Origin of the sequence: Nocardia sp. NPDC019395, from assembly GCF_040632335.1 — a bacterium.
GTDB lineage: Bacteria > Actinomycetota > Actinomycetes > Mycobacteriales > Mycobacteriaceae > Nocardia.
The window spans coordinates 699,348-711,933 of sequence record NZ_JBEYBT010000001.1 but is presented as its reverse complement, the minus strand read 5'-3'; the positions used below and the strand labels follow the sequence as shown (position 1 = coordinate 711,933).

The window sequence follows — 12,586 nt, the reverse complement described above, 5'->3', positions numbered from 1 at the left end:
GCGCAGTATAGTTCTCGTCATGACCACAGACGAAGCCACCGCGACCACCCTCCCCCCGTTCCACCTTGCGATCCCCGTCGTCGATATCGAGGCCGCTCGCGACTTCTACGGAAAGGTTCTCGGCTTTCCCCGCGGCCGCTCCGATGAGAAGTGGACCGACTGGAACGTGCGCGGTCATCAGGTCGTCACCCACGAGGTCGGCGGCGATCCCGACGCCAACGTCCGCGGCACCAACCCCGTAGACGGACACCAGGTGCCGGTCCCGCACTTCGGCCTGGTCCTGTCGGTCGAGGAGTTCCAGGAACTGGCCGGGCGGCTGCGCGCCGCCGACACCCAGTTCGTGATCGAGCCCTATGTGCGGTTCGAGGGTGAAACGGGCGAGCAGTGGACGATGTTCTTCCTCGACCCGTCCGGTAACGCACTGGAATTCAAGGCTTTCCGCAATATCGATCAGCTTTTCGCCGTCTGACTCCGATGGCCGGCGATATCGACGAGGCCGCGGGCGGGAACACCACCGAAGAAGGTGTTCTCACCCGCGACTTCCTCCTCAGGGTGGGCGAACGGATCCGGGCGATCCGGATCGATCGCGATATGACCGTTCAGCACCTGGCCGACCTTTCCGGTGTCAGCCGACGCCTGCTCACCCAGATCGAACACGGCCAAGCCAATCCCAGTCTGGTCGCCGTCACCCGGATCGCCCGCAGCCTCGGCACCGAATTCACCGAGCTCATCGGAGAAGCCGGACCCACCGAGCACGCGGTCGAGCGAATACCGGCAGAAAGGTATTCGCTGGTATGGACAACGCCCGCGGGCAGTTCGGCACACCTTCTGGTCTCCACACCCGGGGTACGCACCGCTGATCTCTGGACCTGGACGCTGGCGCCCGGCGACGTCTACAACGGCCTGCCCGACCCTCCCGGATCGTTCGAGCTTTTCCACATCACATCCGGCCGGCTGAGCGTGGCCGCCGACGGCGTCGAAGTCACGATGACGGCCGGTGAATCAGCACGCCTGCGCAGTGACCGCCCCTACAGCTATCGCAACAGCGGCACCGAACCGGTGGTGTTCCTGAGGACGGTCGCTCTGGCGAGTGGAACCCGAAGCGCACGATCCAGGGAACGCGAACAAAGGGACCACTGAGCACCGGACCGACGGTGGTTTCATGTTTCTGCCCGGCGGCCGGCCGCCGGGCAGAAACATTCCGTCAAGAGCTCGGTCCGCGGCTTCTACCGGGAAACACCACGGGCTTGGTTTGCGTCATATCGAGCATCTCCGCCATCGCCCGGTTGATCTCGTCGAGGGAGAATCGCCCGGATACGATCCGGTCGAGTTCGAATCGCTCGCGGTACATATCGATGAAGTCGAGGGCCTGCTTGTAGTACGCCACCGATCCCGAGAAGGCGCCGAGCACGTCGAGGTTCTTCATGGTGATCCGGCTGGGCACGATACTGACAGTGCGGCTCGAGACCTGACCCATCAACACATATCGGGCCCCCTTGGCCGCGAGCTCCAGCCCCTCCCCGAAGGCTGTCGGGCCACCCGACATCTCGAGCAGTAGATCCGGTTGTGCACCGCCGAGCAGTCGGCGCACCTCGGCGTGCCGGGCCTCGACGGTGTCGAACTCGTCGATGGATACCGTTGCCGTGGCGCCGAAATCGCGTGCCATCGCCAACCGCGTCGCGGGACCACCTACGACGACGAGATCACGGGCCGCGGTCAGGGACAGCATGGCGGTAGCGAACAGTCCGACCGGCCCGGAGCCCTGGACCAGAATCCGGGAACCCGACGCAACGGCGCCGAGTTTGTCGACAGCATTGGCCGCTGACCGCACCGCGCAGGCCGCGACACTGGCCAGTTCGTCCGGCACCGAGTCGGGGACCCTGACCCGGCCGCTGGCGGGCAGGACATACGCATGCTGCGCGAATCCGCCCAGCAGGTGCGGGTATTCGTTCACGTCGGCATAGCCGTACATTCTCGGGTTCTCGCACAGCGCCGAATCACGTCCGGTCATACATCCGGGACAGTGCCCGCACGACGCGTGCGTCCAGATGACCCGGTCTCCGATATCCAGCGGTCGCCCGTAGGAGTCGACACGCTCTCCGGCACCGAATTTCACGATGCGGCCGACCATTTCGTGCCCCTGCACGCTGGGCAGATCGGCCGGAATTGTCAGATGCCCCTGCCATCCGTGGACATCGGTTCCACAGATCGAGGTTGCCAGAACCTCGACCAGGAGGGCCCCGTTCTCGATCGTCTCGGGGACCGGGACTTCCCGCAGTTCGATGGGCTCGCCATATGCGCTGGTGACCGCGGCGATGGTGGTCTCGGGTATGCGGTGAGTTGTCATGCCACGTACTCGTTGGTGAACGTTCGGGTCGGTTCCAGATCCTTCAGACCCTGAGAGCGAGTGAGCAATTCGACATTGGCGGCATAACCGTTCTCCGGCATTTTCCCGTCCGTTGTGTACATCGGCAGCGTGCCGTCGAGCACCTTCGTATACATCGCGCGGTCGGTGCCCGTGAGATTCTCCGGCATGAGTTCGGTGATCTCGGCGGCAGTATGCTCCCGCATCCACTGCAGTGCCCGTTTGACCGCGGTCGCGACCTTGCGGGCGTCGTCACCCCGGCTTTCCACCCACGCGGATTTCGCATAGAGGGTCTCCGCCGCATAGCCGCTCTCGCCGAACATCGCCCGGTTGCCCTCGGCTGTCCGGGTGTCGACCAGGGTGCCCGTACCGGGGTTGCGGTCAGCGAACTGGCTGAATGCGGGTTCGTACATCCACCCCGCCGAAACCTGACCGGATTCGAGCGCCGCGACCGCGCTGGCACCGGTCCCGGTACTGACACTGCTCACATCGCTCATCGTCATCCCGGCATGCCCGAGAACAAGGGAGAAGTAGGCATCCTCGGCCGAGCCCGGAGCGGCGACACCGACCGCCTGGCCCTTCAGGTTCTCGACCGACGTGATGCTGCCCGCTTTGGACGGCGGCACGGCCAGCACCGCGCCCGGACTGTCCGTGAGCACCACAAAGGCCTTGTAGTCCTGGCCTTTGGACTGCATCCGCAGCGTGTGGTCGTAGAAACTCGCGGCCGCATCGGCACTGCCCGAGGCGACCGCTTCGAGCGCTTTGGTTCCGGACTGCAGATCGGTGAGAGTGACCTGCACACCCGCTTCCGCGAAGTACCCGAGCCGGTCCGCCACCACCAGCGGCACATTGTGCAGATTCGTCATACCCGCGACCGCGATCATCACCTCGCCGGGCTTACCGGTACCTCCTCCGCTCTGGGCGCAGGCAGCGGTTGTCAACGCGGCCGTGACGCAGAGCGCGACGGCGATCTTCTTCAGACGTGCTCGAGGGCGCATCATCTCTCCTTGCTCCGAAGCTCGACTATTTGTGGCCGACAGCGCGCCAGGCCAGTAGCCGGCGCTCTGCCTTACCGATGAAGAATTCGATGACCAGCACAAACGCCATGAGGGTGATCATCCCGGCGAAAACACCGGTGGTATCGAAAGTTCCCTGCGCCTGCGCGATCACATAGCCGATCCCGCTGAACGCGCCCATGTACTCACCGGTGACCACACCGATGATCGCGAAGCCGATACTCGAATGCAGGCTGGAGAAGATGAGGCCCAGCGCGCTGGGGAGATACACCGTGGTGAGCAACTGCCACTGCGTGGCACCGAGCATCCGGGAGTTGTCGACCAGCGGCTGCGACACACCCTTCATCGCTTCCAGGGTGTTGAAGAAAACGAGGAAGAACACGAGCGTCACACCCAGTGCGATCTTGGATCCGATACCGAGGCCGAACCACAGCAGGAAGATCGGCGCCAGCAGCAGCCGCGGCATCGCGTTGAACATCTTGATGTACGGATCGAACAGCCGCTCCAGGAAATGCACCCGGCCGAGCAGCGTCCCGGCGACCAGACCCAGCACCGCACCGAGCACGAAGCTCACGAGTGTGGCTTCGCCGGTCGCGATGAGGTGCGGGTAGACCGATCCGGAGGTGAACCAATCGATGATCTTCTCGGTGACCGAGACGGGGTCACTGAAGAAGAAGGGATCGAGGAACCCGGCCTTCGCACCGATCTGCCAGAACAACAGAATGGCCACGCCGAGCAGGACCTGGAAGACGGCCATCGTCAACTTGCCGGTCGGCGGGCGGAAGCGGATCGCCTCCCGGGGCGGCTCCGAGGCTCCGGAGGCGCGGCGAGACTGTGGTGTGTCCGTATCGATCGTCATGGCTGTTCCCTTATGCCGATTTCAGGCCGTAGGTGTTCAGGACTTCCTGTTTCAGGCACGACCAGACTTCGTCGTAGATCTCCTGATATTCGGGAAGCCGCTTGATGTCGAGAAGGTCCCTCGGGCGTTCGAGGGGCACATCGAACCGGCCGGCCAAGGTACTGGCGGGCCCGGAACTGAGTACGAAGATCTCATCGGACAGCGAGACCGCTTCGTCGAGATCATGGGTGATGAAAAGCGCTCCGGCACCGGAGGACTGCCACAGCTGCAGTATCTCCTGCTGCATGATGAGGCGAGTCTGGGCGTCGAGCGAGGAGAAGGGCTCGTCCATGAGGATCAGGTCCGGTTCGGTGATCCACATCTGCGCCATCGCGATTCGCCGCCGCTGACCGCCGCTGAGCTGCGCCGGATAACGTTCCTCGAATCCGGCCAGGCCGACCTTCTTCAGCCATTCCCGCGCCTGCTTCCGGGATTCGGCCTTGTCGCCCCGCCGGTAGTCGAGCGATAACGCGACATTGTCGACCGCTTTCCGCCACGGCAGCAGGGTGTCCTGCTGGAACAGGTAGCCCGCGCTCCTGTTCAGTCCCTGCAGCCGGGATCCGTTGACATACACCGCCCCGGCCGAGGGGCGCAGCAGACCCGCCACCATATTGAGGATCGTGGACTTGCCGGACCCGGTGGGGCCGACGACGGAGATCAGCTTGCCCCGCTGCACCGAAAGGCTGATATTGCGGACTGCCGTGTAGGCCCCGGAGCCGGTGTCGGGGAAGGTGACGGTGCAATCGTCGAGTCGAGCGACGGGTACCGCTGCGTCTGTACTCAGATATGGCTCGGCCATCGAGTCGCCATCCTGTTCGTTGTCTCGGGGGTGTCCGTGAGTGGCGCGGACCCGCCACGCTTGCCATGTTGTATGGCAGCTAGGTGCTGCGGAACACATTCGTGCACCGGCAGCGGATTGTCAACAGCGCAATTCGAAAATAACCTCGCCGATCAATACTTGCGCGACCTGCGGCCCTCGCCGAGCCGAGGCATTGACCGGATTCATCGGCTGTGTCTAATGTATGTTGTATGCAAGGGACCAACAGGAGCGTCGCGGCAGGCATCCGAAAGCTGACCCTCTATCGCGAAGAAACCCTCACCGAAGCGGGGGCCGCTCCCGTCCGCCCTGCGTCGCGCGCCAGCGTGGCCGCGGTAGTGCAGAACCCATGGGCCGGAACCGGATCCACCACCGACCTCTCCAACTCGGCCGCCGAGCTCGCTCCCCGGCTCGCGAAGCTGCTGACCGATCGGCTCGTCGCCGCACTCGGTGGAGTACAGCGCATCGAGGCGTTCGGAAAGGCGGCGATCGTCGGCGCCGACGGCGAAATCGAACACGGCGGCGCACTGATCCACACGCCGTACTTCGGAAATCTGGTGCGCGAATTCCTGCAGGGACAGTCCATCATCTGCTTCGCCGATGCCCGTACGGATGCCGGAGCGGAACTCATCGTTCCGATGTGGCACAAGGAGCATGCCGCCACCCGTAGTCACTACCAAACCGTGAGCGCCCGGGTTCCCGACGCGCCGCGGTCCGATGAAATCGTCGTCATCGCGGCCGCGTCGACGGGGCCGCGCCCGCACCCACGCATCGGCGACCGGGCAACCGACCCGGTAGTCACCGCTCAGAATCTGGAGGCAGTCCTTTCATGAACGTCCGCAAGATCGCCACGATTGTCGAAGAGATCCTGCTGGAAGGCGGGCGCCCCGTGGCCCCGGTCGCGCGGGTCGCTGTTGTCGCCGCCGTTATCGAGAACCCTTGGGCAGACAAGGGCTTCGTCGAGGATCTGAGCCCTGGCATCGACGAGAACGCCTCCGATCTGGGTGCGTTGCTGGCGCCCCGGGTGATCGAGGCCCTCGGCGCGACCGCCGAGGCGTACGGCAAGGCCGCGATCGTCGGGCTGGGCGGCGAGATCGAGCACGGATCGGGTCTCATCCATACGCTGAAGTTCGGCGATCACTTCCGCAAGGCCGCCAACGCGACAACCCTGCTGCCCGCGGTCGAAAAGCGTGGCCCGGCGGGAATCGTCTTCGATATCCCGCTCAAGCACATCACCGATGCCACCATCCGTTCGCATCACCAGACGGTCGAGGTGCGGATCCCGGATGCGCCGCATGCGAACGAGATCGTGATCGCGCTCGCCGCCGCCGCCCAGGGCCGGCCGCAACAGCGCCTGGCCGCTCTGTCCACCGAGCAGTAGGGGAACCCACCGATGGGCAAGCCGACCGTAGTGTTGCTCCACGGCGTGGGCCTCGATCACACGATATGGGAGCCGGTCGCCGCGTTACTCACGGACCGGTTCAGCGTGCGTACCCCGGACCTTCCCGGGCACGGTGCGCGGCCGCCGGCCGTCGACGGAGTCTCACTCGCCGATCTGGCGCGAGAAATCGCGGAGGAGATTCCGCCGGGAGCGCATGTGGTCGGTTTCTCACTGGGCGCCCTTATCGCGCAACACCTGGCAGTACACCATCGGGAACATATCGCGACGCTGACCTCGGTGAGTTCGGTGTGCCGGCGCACCGAACAGGAACGGCAGGCTGTCCTGGCACGTCTGGCCCGGGCCGAATCCGACTTCCCGGCCAGTGTCGAGTCGTCGATCGACCGATGGTTCACCGGCACAGATATAGCCGCGGAGTGGGTGAGCAGAACACGGAAGATTCTGCTCGCCAATAATGTTCGCTCCTTTCTCAACTGCTACCGGGTGTTCGCGACGGGAGACGCCGAAATCGGGCCCCACCTCGAATCGATCACCGTCCCCGCTCTCGCGGTGACGGGCGCCGACGATCCGGGGTCGACCCCGGAGATGACGAATCGGCTCGCCGCGGCACTACCCGGCTGCCGCGCCGTCGTCATCCCCGCCACCCGGCATATGCTCCCCCTCGAACGACCCCGGGAGCTCGCCGAAGGCATCACCACTTTTATCGGAGAGGCCACATATGCCTGAGCTCGAACAACTGCACCATTTCATCGGCGGTGAACATGTGGCACCGGAATCCGGCGAGTATTTCGAGAGCACCAACCCGGCCACGCGCCAACCGCTCTATCGGGCAGCCCGAGGCAATGCCGCCGATATCGACCGAGCCGTCGCCGCCGCACAGTCCGCGTTCGCCGATCCCCGATGGCGCGATCTGAGCCAGACCCGCCGTGGTCATCTCCTGCGCCGCCTGGGCGACCTGATCGGCGAGCACTCCGAGGAATTCGCGCGGATGGAGGTGCTGGACAACGGGAAACTACTGCGCGAGATGCGCGGCCAGCTCGCCACCGTGCCGGAGTACTACTATTACTACGCCGGTCTGGCCGACAAGATCCACGGTGAGGTCATCCCCACCTCCGATCGCGCGGTACTCAATTACACCGCGCGCGAACCGCTGGGCGTCGTGGGCGCGATCACGCCGTGGAATTCGCCACTCACCCTCACCACCAGCAAACTCGCCCCCGCTCTCTGCGCCGGCAATACCGTGGTGGTGAAGCCCTCCGAACACACCTCGAGGTCGGCGCTGCTACTGGCCGAACTGGCGCTCGCGGCGGGTTTCCCACCGGGAGCGGTCAATGTGGTCACCGGGTTCGGGTCCGAGGCGGGTCAGGCCCTCGTGGACCACACCGGTCTGGCCAAGATCTCCTTCACCGGCAGCACGGCCACCGGCGCCCGCATCGCGAGCGCCACGGCGAGCCGCTTCATCGGGTCGACCCTCGAGCTGGGCGGAAAGTCCCCCAATATCGTGTTCGACGACGCGAATATCGCCAATGCCGCCATGGGCGTGGTTGCCGGGATCTTCGCGGCGGCGGGCCAGACCTGCATCGCGGGGAGCCGAGTGTTCGTGCACCGCGCGGTCTATGACGAACTCCTCGAACGAGTTGTCCAGCGCGCCGAGTCCATTCGGATCGGCGACCCGCTCGACGAGGAAACCGAACTCGGACCGCTGGCCTTCGCAGACCAGCGTGACAAGGTAGCCGGTTATGTGGACCTCGGACGCTCGGAAGGCGCGCGAGTGATCACCGGCGGCCGCCCCTCCGACGGTGGCGGGCTGGGCGGATACTTCTACGAACCGACGGTTCTCGTGGACGTTAACAACGACATGCGCGTGGTTCGCGAGGAGATCTTCGGCCCGGTGGCGGCCGTTATGCCGTTCGACTCCGAGGACGATGTGGTGCGCCTCGCCAATGACACCGAGTTCGGGCTCGCTGCCGGTGTGTGGACCACGAATCTGTCTCGGGCACACCGGATGGCCGCCCGCCTCGATGCGGGGACCGTATGGGTGAACACCTACCGGGCGATGTCGCCGATGTCGCCTCGCGAGGGTTTCAAAGCCAGTGGCGCAGGCGTGGAACACGGTACCGAGACGATCAAGGAGTACACCCGCCTCAAAAGCGTCTGGATCAACACCAGCGAAGATGCCGTGGCCGATCCCTTCACGATGCGGAGCTGATCGGATCGAGAAGTGGGGGCGACGCCGCCGTGTTGCGGTGGGCCGGTTCGCAGATCGCCCGCAGTACAGTTGACCGATAAATACATGACCTGGAGTCGAAGGAATGACGATGGACGCCGCGACATCGCGCAAGCTTGATACAAGCAATTTCCAAGAACGCGCGGCCGACGGTCTGCGGCAGATGATCATCTCCGGTGAGCTCGAGCCGGGCCTCCCGTTGTCCGAGGTCTCGCTCGCCGAGACCTTCGGGATCAGCCGGACACCGATTCGCGAGGCTCTCAAACAGCTGCAGATCGAAGGTTTGGTCGAGATCCGGCCCCGGGTAGGGACTTTCGTGGTCGTACCGTCACGCCGGGAGCTCAACGAGCTGTTCGAGATGAAACAGCTGCTGGAGGGCGGTGCCGCCCGGCTGATGGCCGCCCGTGGGGAGGTATCCGAGCTCGCCGCGATGCGCGAGAACGTCCGGCAGGCGGACGCCGCGGTCGAAGCCGGCGATACGGCCCGCTACGAGGAACTGGTCCACGATTTCCATGAGATCCTCATCGCGGGCGCCGACAACGGGAAACTCGCGACCCACTACCGGCTCCTGATGAACCAACTGGCCTACGGCCGCCTGGTGCATACGTCACTGTCGCAGCCGGGTCGCTCGATCGCGTCGGAGCACGAGCACCGCACGGTGCTGGAACTCATTGCCGCAAAGGACGGGATCGGCGCGGAAAACTGTATGAGACGCCATGTCCATGCCAGCCAGCAGGCTTTGATGTCGCAGCTCGACAGCTGATACCGCAGCACACCGGTTCCACCGCCGGTAGGAATCGACGCACAGAGGCCTTCGGATTTCCGCCATACGGAGCCCTCGCGATAAGCGGCCCGGCCTCGTAGCTGCTGTGTTACGCGCGATAACCGTCGGTTCCGGCGCGGGACATGACGATATTCGGCACCACGGCACGCGAGGACAATCGCAGCAGACCGTCGACCATCTCGACCACATCACGCACTGCCAGCATCTGTTCGGGCGGGATCCGGTCGTGAATCCACGCGCTCATCTCGGTATCGACGTAGCCGGGTGCGATCGTGGTCGCCGTGACCCCGTTCCCCGATTCCTCGGCATTGAGGGTTGCGATAAGCGAGATGAGCGCCGCCTTCGCCGCGCCGTATACCGCGAGTCCGGCCTCGGCGTACACACCGGAGATAGACGACAGCGCGATCACCTTCGCGCCGCGATCGGGGTCGCTCGCCGCACCGGCCCGCAGCAGCGGAAGAGCACCTTGGATGAGCTGCACCGGTGCGCGCAGGTTCACGGCAAGAGTCTTGTCGAAGCGGCGCATCGAGGAGTCGGCCAGCGCGCCCGCGGTGCCGACTCCGGCGTTGAGGATCAGCGCGGTCATCGTTTCGAAGCGGTCCGCGTGCCCGGTCAGTACCCGTTCGACACCGTCGGCGTCGGCCATATCCGCGGCAACGGTCACGACCTCGGGGGCGCCCGCCGCGCGTAGGTCGGCGGCGACCGTATCGAGACGGCCGGCATCGCGAGCTGTCACGGTCAGCCCGTATCCCTGCTGGGCGAGCATATTCGCGATACCCAGGCCGATACCGCGGGTCGCGCCGCTGATAAGTGCGGTCTTCGTGTTGTCGCCGGTCAATTCCGTCCCTCTTTCAGTGCGCGTAGCCCGGCCGCCATGAATTCCGGAGTCGCCTCGGCAGCGCGTTCGGCAGCGGAACCGGCGTCGGAACCCTGCCGGGCCCGGTAGCTGATGCCTTCGCCGATCACGCCGAGCTTGAAATTGGCCAGTGCGAGGTAGAATCCCCAGTGTCCGAGGTCGCGTCCCGATACGGTGGCATATGTCTGCGCGAGCGCGTCGGGTGTGGGCATCCGGTCGCTGGTCCACGCGGCACGTGCACCGAGCACCAGGTCGAATATCGGTGTCCGGTACACACACATCAGCGCGGCATCGGTGAGCGGATCGCCGAGCGTGGACAGTTCCCAGTCGACGACGGCTCGCACCCGGCCGGGGTCGGCAGAGTCGAGGATCGTGTTGTCGATACGGAAGTCGCCGTGCACGATCGAGCTCGCCGATTCCTGCGGCAGTGCGTCCGACAGCGCCGCGTGCAGAGCCGCGACGTCGGGGAGTTCGCGAGTTTTGACTCGCTCCCATTGGGACGCCCAGAGGTTCACCTGGCGGGCGAGGAATCCGTTCGGCCGGCCGAACTTCTCCAAGCCGACCGCTTCCGGCCGCACCGCGTGCAACTCGGTGAGCACCCGCACCAACTCGGCGGCACTGGTGTTCACCTGCTCGTCGCTGAGTGCGGTGAGGTCGTCCTGATCGCGGATCACGGCCCCGTCGACGAATTCGACCACTGTCATCGGAGCACCGAGAGTGGTGCCCTCCGAATCGAACGCGACCGTTTTCGCCACGGGTACCGCGGATTTCTGCAGCGCGTCGGTCACCGTGTACTCGCGCGCCATATCGTGTGCGGAGGGGGTGAGCCCGGCAACGGGTGGCCGTCGCACAACCCACTTCGACATATCGTCGTATGCGCGGAAGGTGAGGTTCGACCGGCCGCCGCTGATCAGTTCCACCCGTAACTCACCGCGCACATCGATGTCCTGTTCCCGCAGGAACCGCTCCAGTGCGGCCACATCCATGCCCGGTAGGTTCATTTGCTCTCCCGTAGAGCGCGTTTGGCGGCGCCGACCGCGCGCTTGGCGATCGCCCACCGATGGACCTCGGAGGGCCCGTCGTAGATCCGGAACGGGCGCACCTCGCGCGAGAGCCGCGCCAGGGGAAGGTCGCCGGACACGCCGAGACCACCGCACATCTGCATACTCCGGTCGACGATCCGGAAGATCGCCTCCGCGGCGAATGTTTTCGCGATAGAGGTGGCGTTCGCGGCGTGTTCTCCGCGATCGAGTTCCCAGCAGGCGCGGGTCAGCAGGGCGCGGGTGGCGGCGATATCGATCTCGTTGTCGGCGACCATCTTCTGGATCATGCCGAGATCTCCGAGCGTGGAGCCGAAGCCCTGCCGCTCCGCCACCCGGGCCAGCGCCACATCGTGTCCACGACGGGCGGCACCGAGCCATCGCATCACATGCGTCATCCGGGCCGGGCCGAGACGTACCTGCGCGTATTCGAAGCCGCGGTCGACCTCACCCAGCACCGCCGATTCCGGAACCAGCAGATCCTCGAAGAACACCTCGCAGTGGCCGCCGACCATCGAACGATCCAGCGTGTCGAGATGCCGCCCGACCCGGATACCCGGGGCGTCGGCCGGTGCCAGGAACATCGTCGCGCCGCCCCGCTCGCCCGGCTCGCCGGAGGTACGCGCCATGATGATGAAAAAGCCCGCGCCGTCGGCACCGGTGATGAACAGTTTGGTGCCGTTGATCCGCCAGCCGCCCTCGGCCCGGACCGCGCGGGTCGCCAGCGCGGAGGGATCCGACCCCGCACCGGGCGCCGGCTCGGTCATCGCGAATGCCGAGCGCACCTCGCCGTGCGCGAGCGGAGCCAGATACTGCGACTTCTGCTCCGGATTCGCGATATGCGCGAGCATATGCACATTGCCCTCGTCGGGGGCGGCGATATTCAGGGCCGTCGGCCCGAACAGGGAGTATCCCGCTTCCTCGAAGACCGGGGCCCGATCGGACATGTTCAGGCCGTGCCCGCCGTATTCGATCGGCGCGTGCGGCGCGAACACGCCCGCGTCCCGGGCCGCCTGCTGCAGTTCTTCGCGGAATTTGTCGCCACCCGCCACGGCGATATCACCGTCATGCGCATCTTCGAGGGGCAGGACGTGGTCGCGGATGAAGTTCCGGGTGCGGTCGGCCAGAACTTGCACCTCGGGGGGAACGGACAGATCGATGGCCACGGGTTCACTCCTCCATCT

At 65.4% G+C, this 12,586-nt stretch carries 14 protein-coding genes; 7 read left to right on the top strand and 7 right to left on the bottom strand.

What is annotated here, in order from left to right; all coding sequences use genetic code 11:
* Positions 1 to 19 precede the first annotated feature (19 nt).
* A complete protein-coding gene (locus ABZ827_RS03290; protein WP_357232147.1) occupies positions 20 to 469 on the top strand; it encodes a VOC family protein in 450 nt (149 codons plus the stop codon).
* 5 nt (positions 470 to 474) lie between these two features.
* A complete protein-coding gene (locus tag ABZ827_RS03285) occupies positions 475 to 1,140 on the top strand; it encodes an XRE family transcriptional regulator (protein ID WP_357232144.1) in 666 nt (221 codons plus the stop codon).
* Between the two features lie 64 nt (positions 1,141 to 1,204).
* Here the strand turns inward: ABZ827_RS03285 and ABZ827_RS03280 are convergent, their stop codons facing one another.
* Genes ABZ827_RS03280 through ABZ827_RS03265 form a run of 4 tightly spaced genes read right to left on the bottom strand, consistent with a single transcriptional unit; the run spans position 1,205 to position 5,078 of the window.
* On the bottom strand, positions 1,205 to 2,347 hold the full coding sequence (locus tag ABZ827_RS03280; RefSeq protein ID WP_357232141.1) for a zinc-binding dehydrogenase: 1,143 nt from the start codon (positions 2,345 to 2,347) through the stop codon (positions 1,205 to 1,207).
* The gene (locus tag ABZ827_RS03275; protein ID WP_357232138.1) at positions 2,344 to 3,366 is read right to left on the bottom strand and encodes an ABC transporter substrate-binding protein; all 1,023 of its coding nucleotides are present in this window, start codon (positions 3,364 to 3,366) and stop codon (positions 2,344 to 2,346) included. Before ABZ827_RS03275 ends, ABZ827_RS03280 begins: the two co-directional genes overlap by 4 nt.
* A gap of 22 nt (positions 3,367 to 3,388) precedes the next feature.
* Positions 3,389 to 4,240 carry an ABC transporter permease gene (locus ABZ827_RS03270; RefSeq protein WP_357232135.1) on the bottom strand — a complete coding sequence of 284 codons (852 nt, stop codon included), beginning with the start codon at positions 4,238 to 4,240 and terminating at the stop codon, positions 3,389 to 3,391.
* A gap of 10 nt (positions 4,241 to 4,250) precedes the next feature.
* The gene (locus ABZ827_RS03265) at positions 4,251 to 5,078 is read right to left on the bottom strand and encodes an ABC transporter ATP-binding protein (protein ID WP_357232133.1); all 828 of its coding nucleotides are present in this window, start codon (positions 5,076 to 5,078) and stop codon (positions 4,251 to 4,253) included.
* A 230-nt stretch (positions 5,079 to 5,308) separates the two neighbouring features.
* On the opposite strand from ABZ827_RS03265, the gene ABZ827_RS03260 reads away from it, so the two are divergent.
* From ABZ827_RS03260 to ABZ827_RS03240, 5 genes are all read left to right on the top strand, one after another.
* A complete protein-coding gene (locus ABZ827_RS03260; protein WP_357232130.1) occupies positions 5,309 to 5,929 on the top strand; it encodes an amino acid synthesis family protein in 621 nt (206 codons plus the stop codon).
* On the top strand, positions 5,926 to 6,477 hold the full coding sequence (locus tag ABZ827_RS03255; protein WP_357232127.1) for an amino acid synthesis family protein: 552 nt from the start codon (positions 5,926 to 5,928) through the stop codon (positions 6,475 to 6,477). Before ABZ827_RS03260 ends, ABZ827_RS03255 begins: the two co-directional genes overlap by 4 nt.
* 12 nt (positions 6,478 to 6,489) lie before the next feature.
* Positions 6,490 to 7,221, top strand: a complete 732-nt coding sequence (locus tag ABZ827_RS03250; protein WP_357232124.1) for an alpha/beta fold hydrolase — start codon at positions 6,490 to 6,492, stop codon at positions 7,219 to 7,221.
* Positions 7,214 to 8,704: an aldehyde dehydrogenase gene (locus tag ABZ827_RS03245; RefSeq protein ID WP_357232122.1), complete on the top strand. Its 1,491-nt coding sequence runs from the start codon at positions 7,214 to 7,216 to the stop codon at positions 8,702 to 8,704. The genes ABZ827_RS03250 and ABZ827_RS03245 overlap by 8 nt, the downstream gene beginning before the upstream one ends.
* A 109-nt stretch (positions 8,705 to 8,813) precedes the next feature.
* Positions 8,814 to 9,485 carry a GntR family transcriptional regulator gene (locus ABZ827_RS03240; RefSeq protein ID WP_357232119.1) on the top strand — a complete coding sequence of 224 codons (672 nt, stop codon included), beginning with the start codon at positions 8,814 to 8,816 and terminating at the stop codon, positions 9,483 to 9,485.
* Positions 9,486 to 9,594: 109 nt separating this feature from the next.
* On the opposite strand, the gene ABZ827_RS03235 is transcribed toward ABZ827_RS03240, so the two are convergent.
* The 3 genes from ABZ827_RS03235 to ABZ827_RS03225 are packed head-to-tail and all read right to left on the bottom strand — an operon-like array spanning position 9,595 to position 12,568.
* Complete coding sequence (locus ABZ827_RS03235) at positions 9,595 to 10,344, bottom strand: SDR family oxidoreductase (RefSeq protein WP_357232116.1); 750 nt, start codon at positions 10,342 to 10,344, stop codon at positions 9,595 to 9,597.
* Positions 10,341 to 11,363 carry a phosphotransferase family protein gene (locus ABZ827_RS03230; protein WP_357232113.1) on the bottom strand — a complete coding sequence of 341 codons (1,023 nt, stop codon included), beginning with the start codon at positions 11,361 to 11,363 and terminating at the stop codon, positions 10,341 to 10,343. Before ABZ827_RS03230 ends, ABZ827_RS03235 begins: the two co-directional genes overlap by 4 nt.
* The gene (locus ABZ827_RS03225; protein WP_357232110.1) at positions 11,360 to 12,568 is read right to left on the bottom strand and encodes an acyl-CoA dehydrogenase family protein; all 1,209 of its coding nucleotides are present in this window, start codon (positions 12,566 to 12,568) and stop codon (positions 11,360 to 11,362) included. Before ABZ827_RS03225 ends, ABZ827_RS03230 begins: the two co-directional genes overlap by 4 nt.
* Positions 12,569 to 12,586: the final 18 nt, after the last annotated feature.

Bases quoted from the DNA above. Each gene is read 5' to 3' on its own strand.
- ABZ827_RS03290 (WP_357232147.1), top strand. From the start codon at position 20: ATGACCACAGACGAAGCCACCGCGACCACCCTCCCCCCGTTCCACCTT.
- ABZ827_RS03285 (WP_357232144.1), top strand. From the start codon at position 475: ATGGCCGGCGATATCGACGAGGCCGCGGGCGGGAACACCACCGAAGAA.
- ABZ827_RS03280 (WP_357232141.1), bottom strand. From the start codon at position 2,347: ATGACAACTCACCGCATACCCGAGACCACCATCGCCGCGGTCACCAGC.
- ABZ827_RS03275 (WP_357232138.1), bottom strand. From the start codon at position 3,366: ATGATGCGCCCTCGAGCACGTCTGAAGAAGATCGCCGTCGCGCTCTGC.
- ABZ827_RS03270 (WP_357232135.1), bottom strand. From the start codon at position 4,240: ATGACGATCGATACGGACACACCACAGTCTCGCCGCGCCTCCGGAGCC.
- ABZ827_RS03265 (WP_357232133.1), bottom strand. From the start codon at position 5,078: ATGGCCGAGCCATATCTGAGTACAGACGCAGCGGTACCCGTCGCTCGA.
- ABZ827_RS03260 (WP_357232130.1), top strand. From the start codon at position 5,309: ATGCAAGGGACCAACAGGAGCGTCGCGGCAGGCATCCGAAAGCTGACC.
- ABZ827_RS03255 (WP_357232127.1), top strand. From the start codon at position 5,926: ATGAACGTCCGCAAGATCGCCACGATTGTCGAAGAGATCCTGCTGGAA.
- ABZ827_RS03250 (WP_357232124.1), top strand. From the start codon at position 6,490: ATGGGCAAGCCGACCGTAGTGTTGCTCCACGGCGTGGGCCTCGATCAC.
- ABZ827_RS03245 (WP_357232122.1), top strand. From the start codon at position 7,214: ATGCCTGAGCTCGAACAACTGCACCATTTCATCGGCGGTGAACATGTG.
- ABZ827_RS03240 (WP_357232119.1), top strand. From the start codon at position 8,814: ATGGACGCCGCGACATCGCGCAAGCTTGATACAAGCAATTTCCAAGAA.
- ABZ827_RS03230 (WP_357232113.1), bottom strand. From the start codon at position 11,363: ATGAACCTACCGGGCATGGATGTGGCCGCACTGGAGCGGTTCCTGCGG.